The sequence below is a fragment of the Paenibacillus sedimenti genome, from assembly GCF_014534655.1.
GTDB lineage: Bacteria > Bacillota > Bacilli > Paenibacillales > NBRC-103111 > Paenibacillus_E > Paenibacillus_E sedimenti.
In genome coordinates this window covers 59,225-74,769 of sequence record NZ_JACVVD010000015.1, presented here as the reverse complement: position 1 = coordinate 74,769, position 15,545 = coordinate 59,225, and the positions used below count along the sequence as shown (strand labels likewise).

12 protein-coding genes and 1 pseudogene are annotated in these 15,545 nt (G+C 47.9%); 6 read left to right on the top strand and 7 right to left on the bottom strand.

The window, feature by feature from the left end; translation table 11 throughout:
• Window position 1: 1 nt before the first annotated feature.
• Complete coding sequence (locus tag ICC18_RS28745; RefSeq protein WP_188177857.1) at window positions 2-1,459, bottom strand: spore germination protein; 1,458 nt, start codon at window positions 1,457-1,459, stop codon at window positions 2-4.
• A 396-nt stretch (window positions 1,460-1,855) separates the two neighbouring features.
• Here ICC18_RS28745 and ICC18_RS28740 point away from each other — a divergent pair, with 396 nt between their 5' ends.
• Both ICC18_RS28740 and ICC18_RS34060 read left to right on the top strand, forming a co-directional pair.
• Window positions 1,856-2,071 carry a hypothetical protein gene (locus ICC18_RS28740; protein ID WP_188177856.1) on the top strand — a complete coding sequence of 72 codons (216 nt, stop codon included), beginning with the start codon at window positions 1,856-1,858 and terminating at the stop codon, window positions 2,069-2,071.
• Between the two features lie 74 nt (window positions 2,072-2,145).
• Window positions 2,146-2,301, top strand: a pseudogene (locus ICC18_RS34060) (transcriptional regulator); the annotation flags it as partial.
• A 442-nt stretch (window positions 2,302-2,743) separates the two neighbouring features.
• On the opposite strand, the gene hpaB reads toward ICC18_RS34060, so the two are convergent.
• Window positions 2,744-4,198 (bottom strand): 4-hydroxyphenylacetate 3-monooxygenase, oxygenase component, encoded by a 1,455-nt coding sequence (hpaB, locus tag ICC18_RS28735; RefSeq protein ID WP_188177855.1) that lies wholly within the window; start codon window positions 4,196-4,198, stop codon window positions 2,744-2,746.
• 519 nt (window positions 4,199-4,717) lie between these two features.
• Here hpaB and ICC18_RS28730 point away from each other — a divergent pair.
• The 3 genes from ICC18_RS28730 (at window position 4,718) to ICC18_RS28720 (ending at window position 9,283) form a co-directional block, all read left to right on the top strand.
• Window positions 4,718-5,608, top strand: coding sequence for an SDR family oxidoreductase (locus ICC18_RS28730; RefSeq protein WP_188177854.1), 891 nt, complete (start codon window positions 4,718-4,720; stop codon window positions 5,606-5,608).
• Between the two features lie 288 nt (window positions 5,609-5,896).
• A complete protein-coding gene (locus ICC18_RS28725; protein ID WP_188177853.1) occupies window positions 5,897-7,585 on the top strand; it encodes a GMC oxidoreductase in 1,689 nt (562 codons plus the stop codon).
• A gap of 75 nt (window positions 7,586-7,660) precedes the next feature.
• Window positions 7,661-9,283, top strand: a complete 1,623-nt coding sequence (locus ICC18_RS28720; RefSeq protein ID WP_188177852.1) for a GMC oxidoreductase — start codon at window positions 7,661-7,663, stop codon at window positions 9,281-9,283.
• 249 nt (window positions 9,284-9,532) lie between these two features.
• Here ICC18_RS28720 and ICC18_RS28715 read toward each other — a convergent pair whose 3' ends face one another.
• The 5 genes from ICC18_RS28715 to ICC18_RS28695 form a co-directional block, all read right to left on the bottom strand.
• Window positions 9,533-10,024 carry a hypothetical protein gene (locus tag ICC18_RS28715; RefSeq protein ID WP_188177851.1) on the bottom strand — a complete coding sequence of 164 codons (492 nt, stop codon included), beginning with the start codon at window positions 10,022-10,024 and terminating at the stop codon, window positions 9,533-9,535.
• A gap of 60 nt (window positions 10,025-10,084) precedes the next feature.
• The gene (locus ICC18_RS28710; RefSeq protein WP_188177850.1) at window positions 10,085-10,981 is read right to left on the bottom strand and encodes a carbohydrate ABC transporter permease; all 897 of its coding nucleotides are present in this window, start codon (window positions 10,979-10,981) and stop codon (window positions 10,085-10,087) included.
• 3 nt (window positions 10,982-10,984) lie between these two features.
• Window positions 10,985-11,878, bottom strand: coding sequence for an ABC transporter permease (locus ICC18_RS28705; protein ID WP_188177849.1), 894 nt, complete (start codon window positions 11,876-11,878; stop codon window positions 10,985-10,987).
• 232 nt (window positions 11,879-12,110) lie between these two features.
• Window positions 12,111-12,965, bottom strand: coding sequence for an AraC family transcriptional regulator (locus tag ICC18_RS28700; protein WP_188177848.1), 855 nt, complete (start codon window positions 12,963-12,965; stop codon window positions 12,111-12,113).
• Window positions 12,966-13,127: 162 nt separating this feature from the next.
• On the bottom strand, window positions 13,128-13,337 hold the full coding sequence (locus tag ICC18_RS28695) for a hypothetical protein (RefSeq protein ID WP_188177847.1): 210 nt from the start codon (window positions 13,335-13,337) through the stop codon (window positions 13,128-13,130).
• A gap of 393 nt (window positions 13,338-13,730) precedes the next feature.
• Between ICC18_RS28695 and ICC18_RS28690 the strand changes: the two genes are divergently transcribed.
• Window positions 13,731-15,170, top strand: coding sequence for a glycosyl hydrolase family 28 protein (locus ICC18_RS28690; RefSeq protein ID WP_188177846.1), 1,440 nt, complete (start codon window positions 13,731-13,733; stop codon window positions 15,168-15,170).
• The last annotated feature ends 375 nt before the right edge of the window (window positions 15,171-15,545 follow it).

Sequence of the window (15,545 nt, the reverse complement as noted above, 5' to 3'; positions counted from 1 at the left end):
GTCACTTCCTTTTATAGCGAGTATTGTCACCTTTGCTGTACGGAGATGGACGAGTTTTTAGGAAGCGATGAGGGAAACGGGCGATGAAATCTTTGAAGCTGTCCGGACGCGGCGCTGAAAGCACATTCAGATAAGGTACTCCGAACGAACGGATTGAATTCATATGGATGATAACTGCAAGGATACCAATCATTAGCCCAAACAAGCCAAGCGCCGAGGAAATAATCATCATCAAAAATCGAAGCAATCGCAGAGAAATCGCGATATTAAATGAGGGTATCGCAAACGAAGCTATACCCGTCAACGCGACCACAATAACCATGGCCGGGGAGGCAATGCCTGAAATGATCGCTGCATCGCCAATAACCAGCACGCCAACAATGCTTACTGACGCTCCAATTGCTTTGGGCAGACGCACCCCGGCTTCCCTCATGATTTCTAAAAATAATTCCATAATCATCGCTTCAAAAAAAGCGGAAAAGGGAACCCCCTCTCTTTGTTCGGCAATGGAAATGGCGAATTCGGTAGGCAGCATCTCCATATGAAAAGTGGTTACCGCGATATAAAATGCAGGAAGCAGAAGCGCTATTAATAAACACAGTATGCGAATCAATCGCAAAGCTGTAGCAATGTAAAAGCGTTCGTAATGGTCCTCTGCAGCATGCAGAAACATAAAAAACTCGGTAGGCACGATTAATTGATACGGTGTTCCGTCACCCATAACCCCGATTCTCCCCTCTAACAAGGCAGCGGCCAGCGTATCGGGACGTTCCGTATTTTTCATTTGCGGAAAAAGCGAGAAAGGATGATCTTCAATTAATTCTTCCAAGTAACCCGAACCCAAAATGGCGTCGATTTGGATGCGGGAAAGTCGTTCCCGAACTTGTTGCAAGGCTGTATCATTAACTACATCATCTATATAGACAATGGCAATTTTCGTGTGCGAATACTTACCGATTTGCATCATTTCCACTTTAAAAGAAGGATGGGGAAGAATGTATCTCATTAGCGAAAGGTTTGTGTGTAAAGTTTCCACAAACGCATGGTTAGGTCCACGTATGTTTGATTCGTTGGAAGGCTTTTCTACTTTGCGAAAAGTCACATTAGCCAGGTCGATCAACAATGCCTTTGACTGATTATTAATCAACAGTGCAAGAGAACCGTTAAGGATTCGGTCAATCATCTCGTCTGCGTCTTCCGATAGCACCAAGGAGGAAGTCGGTGAAATACTATCTTTCAAAGAAGTAAAATCTTCGATTGATGTAACATCGTTACGCTCCAAATTCTCGTATAAGGGTTGAAATACTTGCTGATGCAATTGTTGAACGTCGATCAAATTTTTGCAATATATAAGATATAAACTGGCCGACCATTCAATAAATTCTATATCCCCACAGCGATCCAGTTGGCTGCGAAGGTACTGAATATTCTCTGCCAAATTCGTTGTGAGTTTGTGCACGTCCCGTCCTCCTTGCAAGTTCTGGATGTACATATTATTTTCTTGGAATATTATTCTTATTCCTTTTCGACGAGCCGACGTCAATGAGTCAAGGAGGAAACGCCGTGTTTAGGAGTAAGCGCTTCCGAAATAATTGGGTATTAATTCTGATCATCTCCAGCATTCTCGGGCGCTCGCTAGCCCCCGTTCGGGACTTTCAACCTAAAGATGACGCCCATCCTGCCTGCACGGAAGTCTGTCCGGAGAGCAGCAGGCTTCATGTTTTGAACATCCGGGCTGGTATACCGGAAGCATTTTTTGCCGGATCCAGAGCTTGTACAGCTTGGCCTGATAGCGGATCTTTATTATTGTACTTTCTAATTCCACCCTCGTTCCGAAGTGGCCGTAGATCGAATCATGAGAGTTAAACGGCGCCGGGAATTTAGCGAATTCGGATTCCGGGTCCCCGATGGTTGCAGCGCCGAGAACCTTCTTGCCATCCGCCGACAAGGCCACGCTGAACGGAATTCCGCCAGTGAACGAATCTTGAACGATAGCAGTGAAGCGAATGTCTTTACGCCCATTCTCCTGCGGTATACCAACGCGGAAAAAACCACGACCTCCAATAGTTAAAGGACATAGTCCGGATGCTTCGCTTGTACGGCATCCAGGTATCTCTTATAATCATCCATGGATTTTACCGGCGGGTATTAAGAAGAAGGAAATCTGAGGACAATCGTATAATACTTGTTTGCTTAACCAATCATGGGCGAGAACAGATCGAGTCTTCCCTAGAAGTAAAAGAGCATTTTATGAAGGAAGTGCTCGCCAATGTCAGCGCAGAAGAACGCCTAGTTCTTTAGAATGTGCTGTCGCAGATGCAGAAAAACTTAGAACATATTAAAGCATAAAGGAGTTTATACACAAAAGATCAAAATGTCTTAGCGTACGTTTTTCGCGTTTTGTTGGCGGGACCCCTGAAAGGAGGAAGGCAACGCCTTCTCTCTTACCGCTGATCGCGCTGTTTACACCACATCTTGCCTGCCCCAGCGAATGTAAACTCTTCGTTAATATCCTGGTTTTTCATGAATAAATTGAGCCTTTGTTTTGCAAGAATCATTCCGAGCAAGTTACTTTCAATACTGTTTTCATAAGAGATGTGGTGTTTCAGAATTAATAAAAAACGGAGCCCGCGTGGCTCCGTTTTTTTATTTCATAAATAATTGAAAATGGCCTTTTGATACATCCAAACTACCCTACAGTTTCATAATTATTGCATGAGGATTTCGTCGACACTAGCCTCTATTAAGTTGAGCTTAAAAATTTTTTAACTTTATCGATATTACGGTCTCTTTTGGAGTAGCCGTTATACAGTCGGCCGGCAACCCGGGCAGCATCGCCGAAGAAAAACCTTTCATACAAAGCTTGCCGTCCTCCAAACGAATTTGCGCTCATTTCCCATGCGAGTCTGAATAAAGCGCCTTTATTCTTAGCATCCATATCTGACGCTCTTAAATATTTGTTGATGTCTTCGGATATTTCCGCATAAAAATCTTTCTCGCTCGGGAGCATGATCAATCCACTGGCCCCGATCAGCTGCAATATTTCAATGATGCGAGGATACACTCTGGGATATATGAAGTTGGCTGTGAACATGATGTCCGGGTCGGGAATTACTGTACCCCGCGAGTCCGTAACAGCCTTGTCTTCTGCTGCCAATAGGAGCGATTTCATCGTCTCCAGCACGGCGATGACTTCCGAAACCTTCTCGATGATATGAGCGTAGGTGTTCAATCTGAGTACTTTAACAATATACTCAATAGTCCCGAGCAGAAACTCTGTTTTGGCTATCGTTCTACATAGGATCTGGTGAGTGACTTGGGTATGAAAGCAGCTTTCTTCCAAAAATTGGTTAACCATGTGATCGTCGCCATACAAGAACACGCGGTTATGCGGAATCAGGACCCGATCAAAAATGACTAGGGTGTCCATTTCTTCAAATTGGGAGCTGAGCGGGTAATTGTAACGGGAAGATCCGATAACGAAATTTTCCCTGCAAATAAACTTGATGCCCGGAAGGTTATTCGGGACTGCGAAAATAAAGGCATATGGGTTCTCCTCTTCCGATAACGAAGGCAGAGGCGGCGGAAAAACCAATATTTCTTCTGCGGTTACACCTTGGGTGGCAAGCAGAAAAGCGCCGCTTACCACAATTCCGTCCTCACTCTTTTCAATCACCCTGGCTGCAACTGGTTCCTCTAATGTTTGCATAAATGTAGAGAATCGGCCAATATGCGGCTGGACAAAAGCATGAGAGAGGGTGATGTCGTTTTCGCGGCAGTAAATATAATAGTTCCTCATATTTTCAGCGTAACGTGGATCTTGTTCGGACAAAAATTCTGAAGCCGAGCTAAAGGCCATCAGCGCGGTGTTCATATAATCCGGCGCCCTGCCCAAAAATCCGTGATGCGTCTCGGCCCATAAAGACATCATGATTCTTCGTCGGATCAATTCTTCTTTGGACCGCGGCTGTAAAAAGGATAACCCGACCGGATCGCCGCTGGTTGGCGAGACGTAGGTCATCTGCTCGCAGTATTCTCCCTTCCACTGCATATCGTACATCGCGGCTTGTGTGGAGATCAGTCCCTTGAAGGCGATGTGGTCCGATATTTTTCCATTTACTTTCTCACCGTTGATCCAGACTGACGGACGGGCCCGATCCAAATTGTCAACGTACTGCTTTCCCGTTTTTATCGGCATGCCATAACCACCTTATGCTTGAGACCTGATAACATCAGCATATGCGTTGCACCATCCTAGGTCATGGACACATGTACTTCCATGATACATAAACAGGCAATGTCAATTGGTATTTTTATCCATGGTTTTCATGCCGAAAAAACAATATGTGTGTTGTCAGAATTGGAGAGAAAAGTTGTGTCCAAGACCTTAATTTTATAGGCCCTATTTTCACAATTCCTGAGAACGCAGCAGTCTGCCGCGGCTTCCATTTTGCCATATTTTCATAATTAGAGCAAAATTTCCCCCTAATCGAAACATATTATGCAAGTTTGTTTATGGGGGTAAATGTAAAAAAACAAAAAAACCTCCTGTTATGTTGATCAAGCAAAATGAAAGTCACCAATATTTGCTTGCTGTGTTCGGAAACCGAGAAGATTCAGCTCAGCGAAGTACCTAATGGATCCGTCGAAAGTAGCATCACCAATCCACAATGGGCATAAGTTATGATATCTCAGCTTTCAAGAAGGACGGGATATCATGAAGCCCATTTACGGAAGTTATACCGAGTGTAAAAAGATTCCGATTTATTATCCGCCGCAGTATCAGCCACAGCAGCCAGGGATCGAATCCATCATGATTCCAAGACCCGTTTCCGAAAACCCCGCATATGCAGGAAGCGGAAAGCTGCGCGATAAAGTTGCGATTATAACGGGCGGAGACAGCGGGATTGGAAGGGCTGTGGCATACGCGTTCGCCAAAGAAGGAGCGGACATCGTCGTCGTCTATTACAATGAACACGGGGATGCCCAGGAGACGTTGGCAAGGATCAATCAGTTGGGCCGAAGGTGCCTCACGCTCGCCGGAGATATCGGAGATGAATCGTTTTGCGGGCATATAGCGGAAATGACGATCCGCACTTTCGGACGAATCGACTGCCTGGTCAACAACGCAGCGGTGCAGTTTTATCAGGAGAGCATCGAAAGCATTACGCGCGAACAGCTGGAACGGACCTTTCGGACGAATATTTTTGCGATGTTCTATCTCACCAAAGCGGCCCTCCCTTACTTGAAACCGGGAAGTACGATCATCAACACCTCTTCCGAAACTGCAAATATCGGATTTAAAGGGTTGATCGACTATTCGGCGACCAAAGGCGCGATTAACACGTTTACGCGTTCCTTGAGCATGTCGATGATCGACCGCGGAATCCGTGTAAATGCAGTTGCTCCGGGTAGAACGTGGACGCCTCTACAACCGGCATCGCTGCCTCCGGAGCTTTATATGTCGGCCGGTTTTGATAATCCCATGGGACGGGACGCCCAGCCTTGGGAGATTGCGCCCGCATACGTTTACCTAGCATCTGACGATTCCACTTATGTGATGGGACAGTTGATCCATGTAAACGGGGGGGCGACTTTCGGTCAATAACCGTATCAAGGATCCCGCCAATATTATAACGTTAAAATGTTGGCGGGATCCCTGAATCTAAATGATGGTTGAAGCCTTTTTGATTGTCCGCTCACGCCATGCACTTCAAAACGACAGTAGCTATCCTTTGGTAAAGAAAATCATAAACCAACATTCAACATCATAGGTATACATAGATATTTTTCAGGATGGATGCAACACATTTATGAACTAGACCGCGTGTCGATATTTAGAACAACTGCAAAATGAAAATTGCGTTGTATCTTGTATCGTTTTTGAAAGGATCTGGTGGTATTGAAGATCTGCATTGCGAGTGATGGCGATACGCTCTTCAAAATTGCAAAAAAATATGATATCGAATTGGAACAACTCGTCTCCCTCAATCCACATATTAGAGCTCCTTATCGAGATATCACCGGCTTACAAATAAAACTTCCTTCCTGGGCACCCTTCAGCAAACCCTCGGCCCCACTTCACATTTGTCCAGTGGAACCGCTACCTGAGTATCTGGATCATTGGATTCCCCTTACCTCCCTGGAACAGATGGCCCGGACGCATTATGATGTGGTCATTGTCGGCACAGGCGCCGGGGGCGGAGCGGTCCTTTGGCGATTATGCGAAAAATGGGGGAAAAGCGGGAAACGAATAGGAGTTATAGAAGCCGGTGATCTATTGCTGCCGACAAATGCCCAAAACATTGCGACTTTAGATGCCGAACGATATGTTAAATATTGGAGTAATCCCAAGTTTTGGAAAAAAATTGGGGAATCGCAGCCTGCATGTCCGATTCCTGATTTTATTGAAGCATCGTTTCCCTTGGCTTTTCAACAGTTTTTAGCTTTAGGCGGAAGAACGCTGATTTGGAACGCGGTATCTCCCCGTATGCACCCTACTGAAATAATGAAGTGGCCTATTCCTTTAAAAGAAATGGATTACTACTATCGCATGGCCGAAAAAGTGATGAGCGTGACTCGAAACTACTCCCAGGGGTCATTGTTAACGCAAAAGCTTCTCGAACGTCTTCAGACGCAGGGATTTCCTGAAGCCGAAGACATGCCGGTAGCTGTCGATCTTGGACAGACCAAGTATGGAGAAATTCATTCGAATGTATTTTTTAGTTCGATGTTATTTCTTGCACGAGCCTTGAATCAGCGGCCGTTCGATTTAACGGTGAGGGCCTGCGCAGTTCAGGTGCTGACGGAAAAAGGGAGAGCGGCCGGCGTCAGGGTCATGTCTCCGGATAAAAAATCTTATGATATCTCAGCAGAAACTGTAGTTCTTTCCGCGAGTACACTGGAAACTCCACGCATTTTACTGAACTCGGGGATCCAAGGCGAAGCGGTCGGCCATTACCTGACCAATCATTCGAGAGTAGTTGGCAACGCAATCATAAGCCGTCTTGAATTTCCGGAAGTCTTAGGCACACTTAACATATTAATACCCCAAACGGATGAACGCCCCTATCAAATACAGATGTACGGACCAGGTCAATACTACTGGTATCATTATAAAACAGAACCTCTGCAGCAGGAGTGGGGAGTCAATTTTCAAGCATCAGGAAAGGTCGAATCGCGATATGAAAATTACGTTTCTTTAGATCCCGAGACAAGGGATGAATACGGCATGCCAGAGCTGCAGGTTTGCTTCTCCTATAATAATCGTGATCTTGAAGTTATCCGTAAAATGGCTGAAGGCGTTAAACAGGCGAGTCATGCCATGAATGCGACCTTACTTACAAACGGCGGATCGGAAGTCTGTCTCAGACTGCCGGGTGAAGAAATACATGAGATGGGCACCTGCCGTATGGGAGATGATTCACGCCATGCAGCAGTAAATCGGTATGGCGAAGTTTTCGGCGTATCAGGTCTTTTTGTGGCTGACAACAGCGTCATTCCCGCCAGCGGTGCGGCCAATCCAACGCTCACTACCGTAGCTTTGGCCATTCGTACAGCAGATTATATCCAACAAACTTCTTAGGGAAAGATGAAGTGCCAATAACATAAAACCCACGCTAAGAGATGTGGCGGCGAGAACGATAAGGATGTGAAATCCATGCGGATATATGTGGCAGACAAAAGAGATACGCTCAGAAAAATTGCTCAAAAGTTTCACATCAACCTATCAGAACTGATAACTTTAAACTTCCGAATTCCCGATCCAGATCATCCTCTTACCGGAATTCCCGTTTATCTTCCCCTCGCTTCTTCCGAGGGGCGGGCCTATTCGGAGCCTAGCTTTATCCACGTTACTCCCGCCCCGGTTTCCGAGGGATCTTGGATAACGATAAGCTCCTTGGAGAAAATGAGTCAAACCGAGTATGATGTACTAATCGTAGGCACCGGGCCAGGCGGAGGAGCGGTACTCTGGCGATTATGCGAACAATGGAGAAACAATGGCAAGAAAATCGGTGTCGTCGAAGCGGGAAATCTGCTTCTGCCAACTCATGCACGAAATATCGAAACCATGAGCTTTCAGCGTTGGATCGACTTGGCGTATCACAGTCCGCGTTTCAAAATTCCTGTCTCCGGCACAAATTTCCGCCAGCTCATCGCTGTCGGAGGCAGGTCCTTGGTCTGGTCGGGGGTCAGTCCGCGCATGTACCTTGATCCCCAGCAATGGCCTGTACCCCAATGGGAGATGGACATGTACTATCGTATCGCCGAGCAAGTCATGAACGTTTCAAATCGATATACCGAAGGATCCCCGATTAACCAAATTTTCCTCCATCAGCTACGGAACGGCCCGTATCCCGCAGCGGTGAACGGGCCGCTGGCTGTTGATTTGGAACCGACCAAGTACGGCGAGATTCACTCTAACGTCTTTTTCAGCTCGATCTCGTTTCTCGCCAAAGCGCTGTATCGAAAGACGTACGATTTGGCGGTTCTGGCCCGCGCCGTGCAGGTGGTGACCGATAAAAAGGGTGTCGCAGGCGTTCATGTGATGACACCCGATAAACGATCCTGTGTCCTGAAAGCGAAAACCGTCGTCTTGAGCGCAAGTACTTTTGGAACTCCGCGCATCCTTCTGCATTCAGGGATCCGAGGAAACGCGATCGGCCATTATCTGATCAATCACTCGGCAGTCAGAGGAACAGCCAAATTCAATCGCAAAGATTATCCGTATGTATTAGGTCCGATAGGCATATTGATTCCCGAAACCGAGAAGCTTCCTTACCAAGTGGTGGTGGAAGGACCGATCGGTTATCAGTTTTATCATGACAAACAAATCCCGTTCCAAGAAGAAATGGATGTGTTTGTTGCCGGCTTCGGGACGGTCCAACCGCGGTACGAAAACAAAATTAATCTCGACCCGTTCAGACGTGACGAATACGGCGTACCTGAACTGCAAATTCACCTTGATTATAATGAAGCGGACAAAGCCATTCTTCAACAGGCAACGGACGAAGTAAAACGGGTTACGTCCGCGATTGGAACCCCGCTCGTCTCTTTGGTCCCCGATGAGCCGGTCGCCGGCGACCACGAAGCCGGGACCTGCAGGATGGGCGACGATCCAGACACCTCGGCAACCGACCGGTACGGGCAAATTCATGGTGTACCCGGTCTCTACGTAGCGGATAACAGCATTTTTCCGGTTATGGGCGCAGCAAATCCAACGCTCACGATGGTGGCTCTAGCCATACGCACGGCGGATCATATCATCCGGCAGAGCAAATAAGACCCAACAAACCGGGTATGATTGGTCCAAAATGGCGGAAAATATAACGACCTAACCCTTTACCATATGCACCTCATTCCAAGATACGAAGATGATGTACAAACATCCAATAGTAACTCAGATAATTATTCCCACCCCAATTTTCCGAAAGTAATTTTACATCTTCTGACTACATCTTAATACCTCATACGCTACAAATCTCACCAGCCCATTGCACCAAAAACCCGTCAATAACAGGTTTTGGCTAAACTAATTGATGGATGCTTTTGACCAGATTGTAAGAAGATAATGACTTGATGCCAGACTCGGATACTTCTCAGGCATGTTAAAGTACTTCTCGAGCGGCTGAATCAGGTTGGAACGCTTCATGGCATCGTTGACAACCTGACTCCTACCGAAGATCGCAGCGTCATCGAAACCGCCGGTATTCATCTTGAGGTTTAGTGCTGTGAGGGCGTCCCCCTGTGTAGCTTCCACCTGAACATCGATACCCGGCTTCTCCGTTTTCCAAGATTGTTGAACCCAGCTGTCGTTGTTGATCGTTGCCGACCAGCCTAGCCAAAGCTTGAAGCGATTGGAGCCCGCAGCATCCGCCGTTTTTTTCGGGCTATCCGAACTCGATTTGGTGTCCCCCGTTCCTGCATTGCCGTTGCTGTTGCTTGAGCAGCCGGCCGCTAGGACTAGCAGGACTGCAGAGGTTAGTGCAATTGTACTTTTCCTTACACCAGATTTGAACTTCATGTTCTACCTCCCCTTTAATCTGAAAGAATTGGTATATGAAAGATGCCTAATACCCTAATGTTAACCCTTGACCGAACCGATCATTATTCCTTTGACAAAATATTTCTGCAGGAAAGGGTAAACAGCAAGAATCGGAAGCGCGCTGATCATCACGGTGGCCATTTTGACCGACAACAACGTGATATTATTCAACGTTGAGCCTCGAGCGAGTGCCTCCTGATTTTGATTGGAGCTCAGAACGGCTGATAGGTCTTGTGCAGACAGCAGCTGTTGCAGGAACGTCTGGACTGGGATCAAATTCTGGTTGGTGACAAAAAATGCTCCAGAGAACCAGTCGTTCCAATGACCCACGGCCGTAAAGAGTCCAAGCGCGGCAAGCATAGGTTTCGACAGTGGTACGATGATTTGAACCAGAATCCTAACCGGTCCCGCACCGTCCAGTTCGGCGGATTCGATCATCGCTTCGGGAATGCCTTGAATGAATTTCAGCATAACGAACATATTCCAAGCCGAGAATAGACCAGGGATGATATAAACCCAGAAGGTATTGGTTAGTCCCAACTTAAACAACTGGATGTAGAAGGGGACCAATCCTCCATTGAACAGCATGGTGATAAGGATATAGGTCAGAATGCCGTTTCGAAACGGAAGCCACTTATACGATAACCCGTATGCGGCCGCAAGCGTGACGGCAAGCCCGCCGATCGTGCCGGCAACCGTTCTTCCAATCGTGACCAGATAGGCATGGCGAATGACCTCGTTACCCAGAACGATTTGGTAATTGATCCAAGTGAACGAACGCGGCCAGAGGTAGACGCCGCCTCTTGCGGCATCCGACCCGGTATTGAGCGAGATCGCCAGCATATACAGAAATGGGTAAAGAATCGAAATGCACATAAGTAGCAGCAGGAACATGATAAGACTCTGTCCTGCCCGTTCAAGCGCAGTCACTTTCATCCGTCACCACAGCCCCTCTTCGTTGATTTTCTTGGAGATCGAGTTCGTCGTCACAACAAGAAGGAGACTAATGACCGAGGACACTAAACCGATGGCGGTAGCCATGCCGAAATAGCCTTGCTGAAGCCCGTTGCGAAGTACGTAGGTATCGAGAACATCCGCAACCTCCTGATTCGCCGAATTCATCATGGGATAGATCTGATCCATTCCCACACTGATTAGGCCCGGAATGCTTAGAATCAGAACAATCGATATGGTTGGCAGGATGCCCGGCAGCGTAATATGGCGTATCTGTGCGAATTTGCCTGCACCTTCGACTTTCGCGGCTTCATAAAGCTGCGGATCGATCGTAGAGATCGCCGCCAGGTAGAGGATGGTGTTCCAACCCACCTCTTTCCATAAGCCGCTCGAAATGATCATGGGACGGAACCATTCCGTGGTGCCCAGGAAGAATATGGGTTTTCCTCCCAAGCGTCCGATGATATCGTTCACAAATCCGCCGTCCAGGGTCAGAAAGGATTGCAGGATATAGGCCACCACGATCCAGGAAAAGAAGTGCGGTAAATAGCTGACCGACTGTACGAACCGCTTAAAGACCGGATGGGTAATCTCATTGATCATTAATGCGAGAAGAATCGGCGCCGGAAATCCGAAAACGAACTTCAGAACCGAAATATACAGTGTGTTCTGAACAATTTTCCAAAATTGCGAATCATGAACGAAAGAGAAATTGTCCAGACCGACCCAATGACTTTCCCAAATAGACGACCCGATCGCAAAATCCTTGAACGCGATTTGGATGCCCGCCATCGGGACATAATTGAACAGAAAAAGCAACACAGCTGCCGGCAAAATCATGAGGTACTGCGTGCGATATTTATATACCTTTGCAATCATGTTCCCCCTCCTTGTCTGTATCTTCATTCTACCTATGGATCGGAGGAAGGAACACCTAACAACGATTAGATTTATATCGATTTGATACGATGTTTTCGTAATAATGGTTATTACTTTCTTAGTCGCGCAAATAAAAAAACGCGCAACGCGCGAATCTAATAGACCTATGTGTTCTTGTCCTCATATTTGAGCAGACCTCGAGTCTTTGGGGCACAACGAGCGCGGCGGCCGGTTAATCCGGCTGCCGTTCCGACGTTATTCCTCCGCCATACAGCCTCCGGTACGTATCCGGCGTCATGCCTTCCTTTTGGCGGAATGTGGCGATAAAATGGCTGGCGTCGCGAAAGCCAACGGCCTCTCCGATGCGGCGTACGGTCCAATCCGGACGGGAGGGGAGCCATTCCTTCGCTTTGCGGAGCCTGAGCTGAATCAAATAGGCGTACGCCGTTTGGCCGAACAGCTCATGAAACTTCTCGTTCAGCTGCCGTTCGCCGATGCCGAGCCGCTCAGCCATTTCCGCCAGTCCAATCCCCGGGTCGGAGAATCCGGCTTCAAGCCAATCAAGCAGATCTTGAACACGCGATAATCGCTTCGACATGGATGGCCTGTTGTCCGTACGGGCATCGGTCCGAAGCAGCGTCAGAAAACGGTACAGCTCAGCCGAGATTTGCCACCCCGACGGATCCCCCCCGGATTCGGCGAGCCCGAGCATGCATTCCAGCTGCTGCGATATCCGGTCATGGCCGGACTCCCACTGAAACCGTTCGGCTTCTTTCCACCCCATCGCTTGAACGAGATTTGCCGCCATGCTTCCATGAAATGTAAGATATCCGCTGCGCCAGTTTCCGCATTTGGGCTCATACCGGTGGGACGTTCCGGGGGTCAGCAGCACCCCCGAGCGTGCCGTCATTTTCCAAGTGTGGCCGCCCGCCGATAGCTCTCCCTCTCCTTCAATCGTTTGAAGCCAATGGAAGCACGGATATCCTTTCGTTCTTTCAATTTTCTCTTCTTCGGTATGCATTCCGATCGTTTCCAGCTGCAGGGGAAGCCGCTCCGCCGGAGAAATTGGAACTACTCGGCGCTTCATGATTATCCTCCCTATAACGGTTTTATATAGACAGCTGCTCCTCCAGAGCTTATCAGCTGAAGTATGGAACCTTTGACAACCACAGCAGATCTGATCCCGAACTTTGTTCGTGTATCCAGTTCCGGGACATCTTCGTAAATCCGGGCAGCATATTAGATCCCGTCATCCAGAAAATGCAGCGGAATTTCCACAGTACGGGCTTTCTCCGATCTCACCTGATATTCCGATAGACTCGTACCTTACGACCTGTTCGCCTTTCCAATCAGATGGCTTGTCATACCAGAACATCATCTGCATGAGGCTGTACACAATAACGCCCATAGCCAGCATATGCGCATACGTCACTTTCGATCGTTTGTCAAAATAGCACAACGTATAGTCTCCTGCACCTGCCTGAAACCGCACAAAGGGCAATGTTTGAAGCTTCCACCATCATTCATACTCACCCCATAATATTATTTTCCCAACCATGCTTTCCATGTCTGTTGCTTCTTCATGTCATTGATTATGGCAGAAATAGCTGTTTAAATCCATAAATAAATACACGCTTCCCACATCTGTATTTTGATATAAGTTATCATTTGAAAGCTTTAGATACAGCTCTTCCTTTTCATACGAATCTCCATATTCTTATATCTAATTGCTGTTTTTTTATATAGGATACTGCGACCATAGGCCATACAATATGATTATCCAACGGTCTGGGACGAGAATTTGCTTATGTATCGGATCGTAAGGCTATTTAATTATGTTGGAGGTACTAAGATGCAAAAGCAAACAAAACTGATTACATATCCGGGACCATCAGGGGTAGCGGAAAATCACGATTTTACGGTCAGGGTAAGACCGGCGGGCGGCGAATGGGTGCAGCTCTTCGTCTATGATGTCAAAGTCGATATGCATCAGGTCCGGCATGCCTCCATGGCGATGTTCGATTGCTCGGGCCCGATTGAAATTGAGGTTACAAAGAACGATGGAACGGTAAACGACTGCGTGATTCGTCCGTTGTCGCGCGGCGTCTCTTTCGCGCTTAACGACAATACTATTACTTTTACCATTGACGGTCCGCAAAAGCTGTCGGTAGAAGTGAACGGCGACAGGTTCCATAATCTACATCTGTTCGCCAATCCGCTCGAGCAGGATGCGCCGTCCCCGGACGAGCCGGGCGTCGCTTACGTCAAGCCGGGCATCCACCGGACCGAGGACCTTCTTGCGCTGCTGACGGCAGCGGGAACTTACGGCAGCGAGACGCATACGCTCTATTTCGGGCCGGGCATGCATCATTTGGAGGAAGTGATTTTGCGCATCCCGTCAGGGAAAACGATTTACATAGCCGGCGGAGCGGCTGTCGCGGGGTCGATGGTTTGCGATTCCGTCAGCGATGTCACGGTGCGCGGCAGAGGCGTTCTTTACTTGACCGAATTCGGGCGTTTTTCCGCTTTCCGCGGGGTGCGCATCATCTACTCCAAGCGGATTCGCGTCGAGGGAATTACTCTTATTGATCCGCCGCATTACAGCATCTATATTGGCAAGTCCGAACAGATCCGGATTTCGAATTTCAAAGCGTTCAGCACGAAAGGCTGGTCGGACGGGATCGATATGATGGCCAGCTCGGGTATCGAGATCGAGGACGTATTCATGCGCAATTCCGACGATTGCATCGCGGTTTACGCCAGCCGGTGGGATTATCAGGGGGACACCCGGAATGTTGCCGTCCGTAACTCCGTCTTATGGGCAGACGTGGCGCACCCGATGAATCTCGGCGGGCATGGCAATCACCATAAAGGGGATGTCATCGAGAACGTCCTGTTCGAAAATATCGATGTGCTCGAGCACCATGAGCCGCAGCCCGATTATCAGGGCTGTATGTCGATCAACTGCGGCGATAACAATACGGTTAGGAATGTGACCTACCGGAATATACGGGTTGAACCGTTCGAGCTCGGACGTCTGTTCGATATTCGCGTGCTCTTCAACCCGAAGTACAATCCGGTGCCGGGCAAACGGATCGAACAGATTCGCTACGAGAATATTTCTTGCGTCGGGGACTGCGGCAATCCGTCGCAGATCGGCGGATACGATGCGGACAGGACGGTCGAGCATATCGTATTCAAGAATGTCACGATCAACGGGAAGCCGGTAACGGACGCCGAATCGGGCAACATCCGGGTACTTCCGCATGCCGGCAACATCCGTTTTGAATAACGCTACTTTCTTTGACGAAAGGTGGTCAATATGATTTATGTTGGAACCAACTAAGCATAAAACGGCCGTCCATTCCAGCAAAAAAGACAGCAGACTGAAGCAGACGAGATAGAGCACTCTTTTCCAGCCGGCGGGCTTCCATTTATCATAAAAGTATACATACAAATACAAGCGGGATAGTTGAAATAGTAAAGGACGACATCCATGAACTCAAATTTGGCGCTGTCGCTAACGTCATAAAAATCAAAGGGTTTCACGGCGATTATCGAATCCACGGTCAGGGACAGGAAGGCGGTAAAAACCGCCAATGACGTTATCACGATCGTCAACCCGACAATTTGATTACCCGCAGATACTCGAACAGGTAAAAGATCG

Excerpts from the sequence above, each read along its gene's own strand:
- ICC18_RS28740 (WP_188177856.1), top strand. The coding sequence starts at position 1,856 with ATGAGAGTTAAACGGCGCCGGGAATTTAGCGAATTCGGATTCCGGGTC.
- ICC18_RS28690 (WP_188177846.1), top strand. The coding sequence starts at position 13,731 with ATGCAAAAGCAAACAAAACTGATTACATATCCGGGACCATCAGGGGTA.
- ICC18_RS28715 (WP_188177851.1), bottom strand. The coding sequence starts at position 10,024 with ATGAAGTTCAAATCTGGTGTAAGGAAAAGTACAATTGCACTAACCTCT.
- ICC18_RS28710 (WP_188177850.1), bottom strand. The coding sequence starts at position 10,981 with ATGAAAGTGACTGCGCTTGAACGGGCAGGACAGAGTCTTATCATGTTC.
- ICC18_RS28730 (WP_188177854.1), top strand. The coding sequence starts at position 4,718 with ATGAAGCCCATTTACGGAAGTTATACCGAGTGTAAAAAGATTCCGATT.
- ICC18_RS28720 (WP_188177852.1), top strand. The coding sequence starts at position 7,661 with ATGCGGATATATGTGGCAGACAAAAGAGATACGCTCAGAAAAATTGCT.
- ICC18_RS28700 (WP_188177848.1), bottom strand. The coding sequence starts at position 12,965 with ATGAAGCGCCGAGTAGTTCCAATTTCTCCGGCGGAGCGGCTTCCCCTG.
- hpaB (WP_188177855.1), bottom strand. The coding sequence starts at position 4,198 with ATGCCGATAAAAACGGGAAAGCAGTACGTTGACAATTTGGATCGGGCC.
- ICC18_RS28705 (WP_188177849.1), bottom strand. The coding sequence starts at position 11,878 with ATGATTGCAAAGGTATATAAATATCGCACGCAGTACCTCATGATTTTG.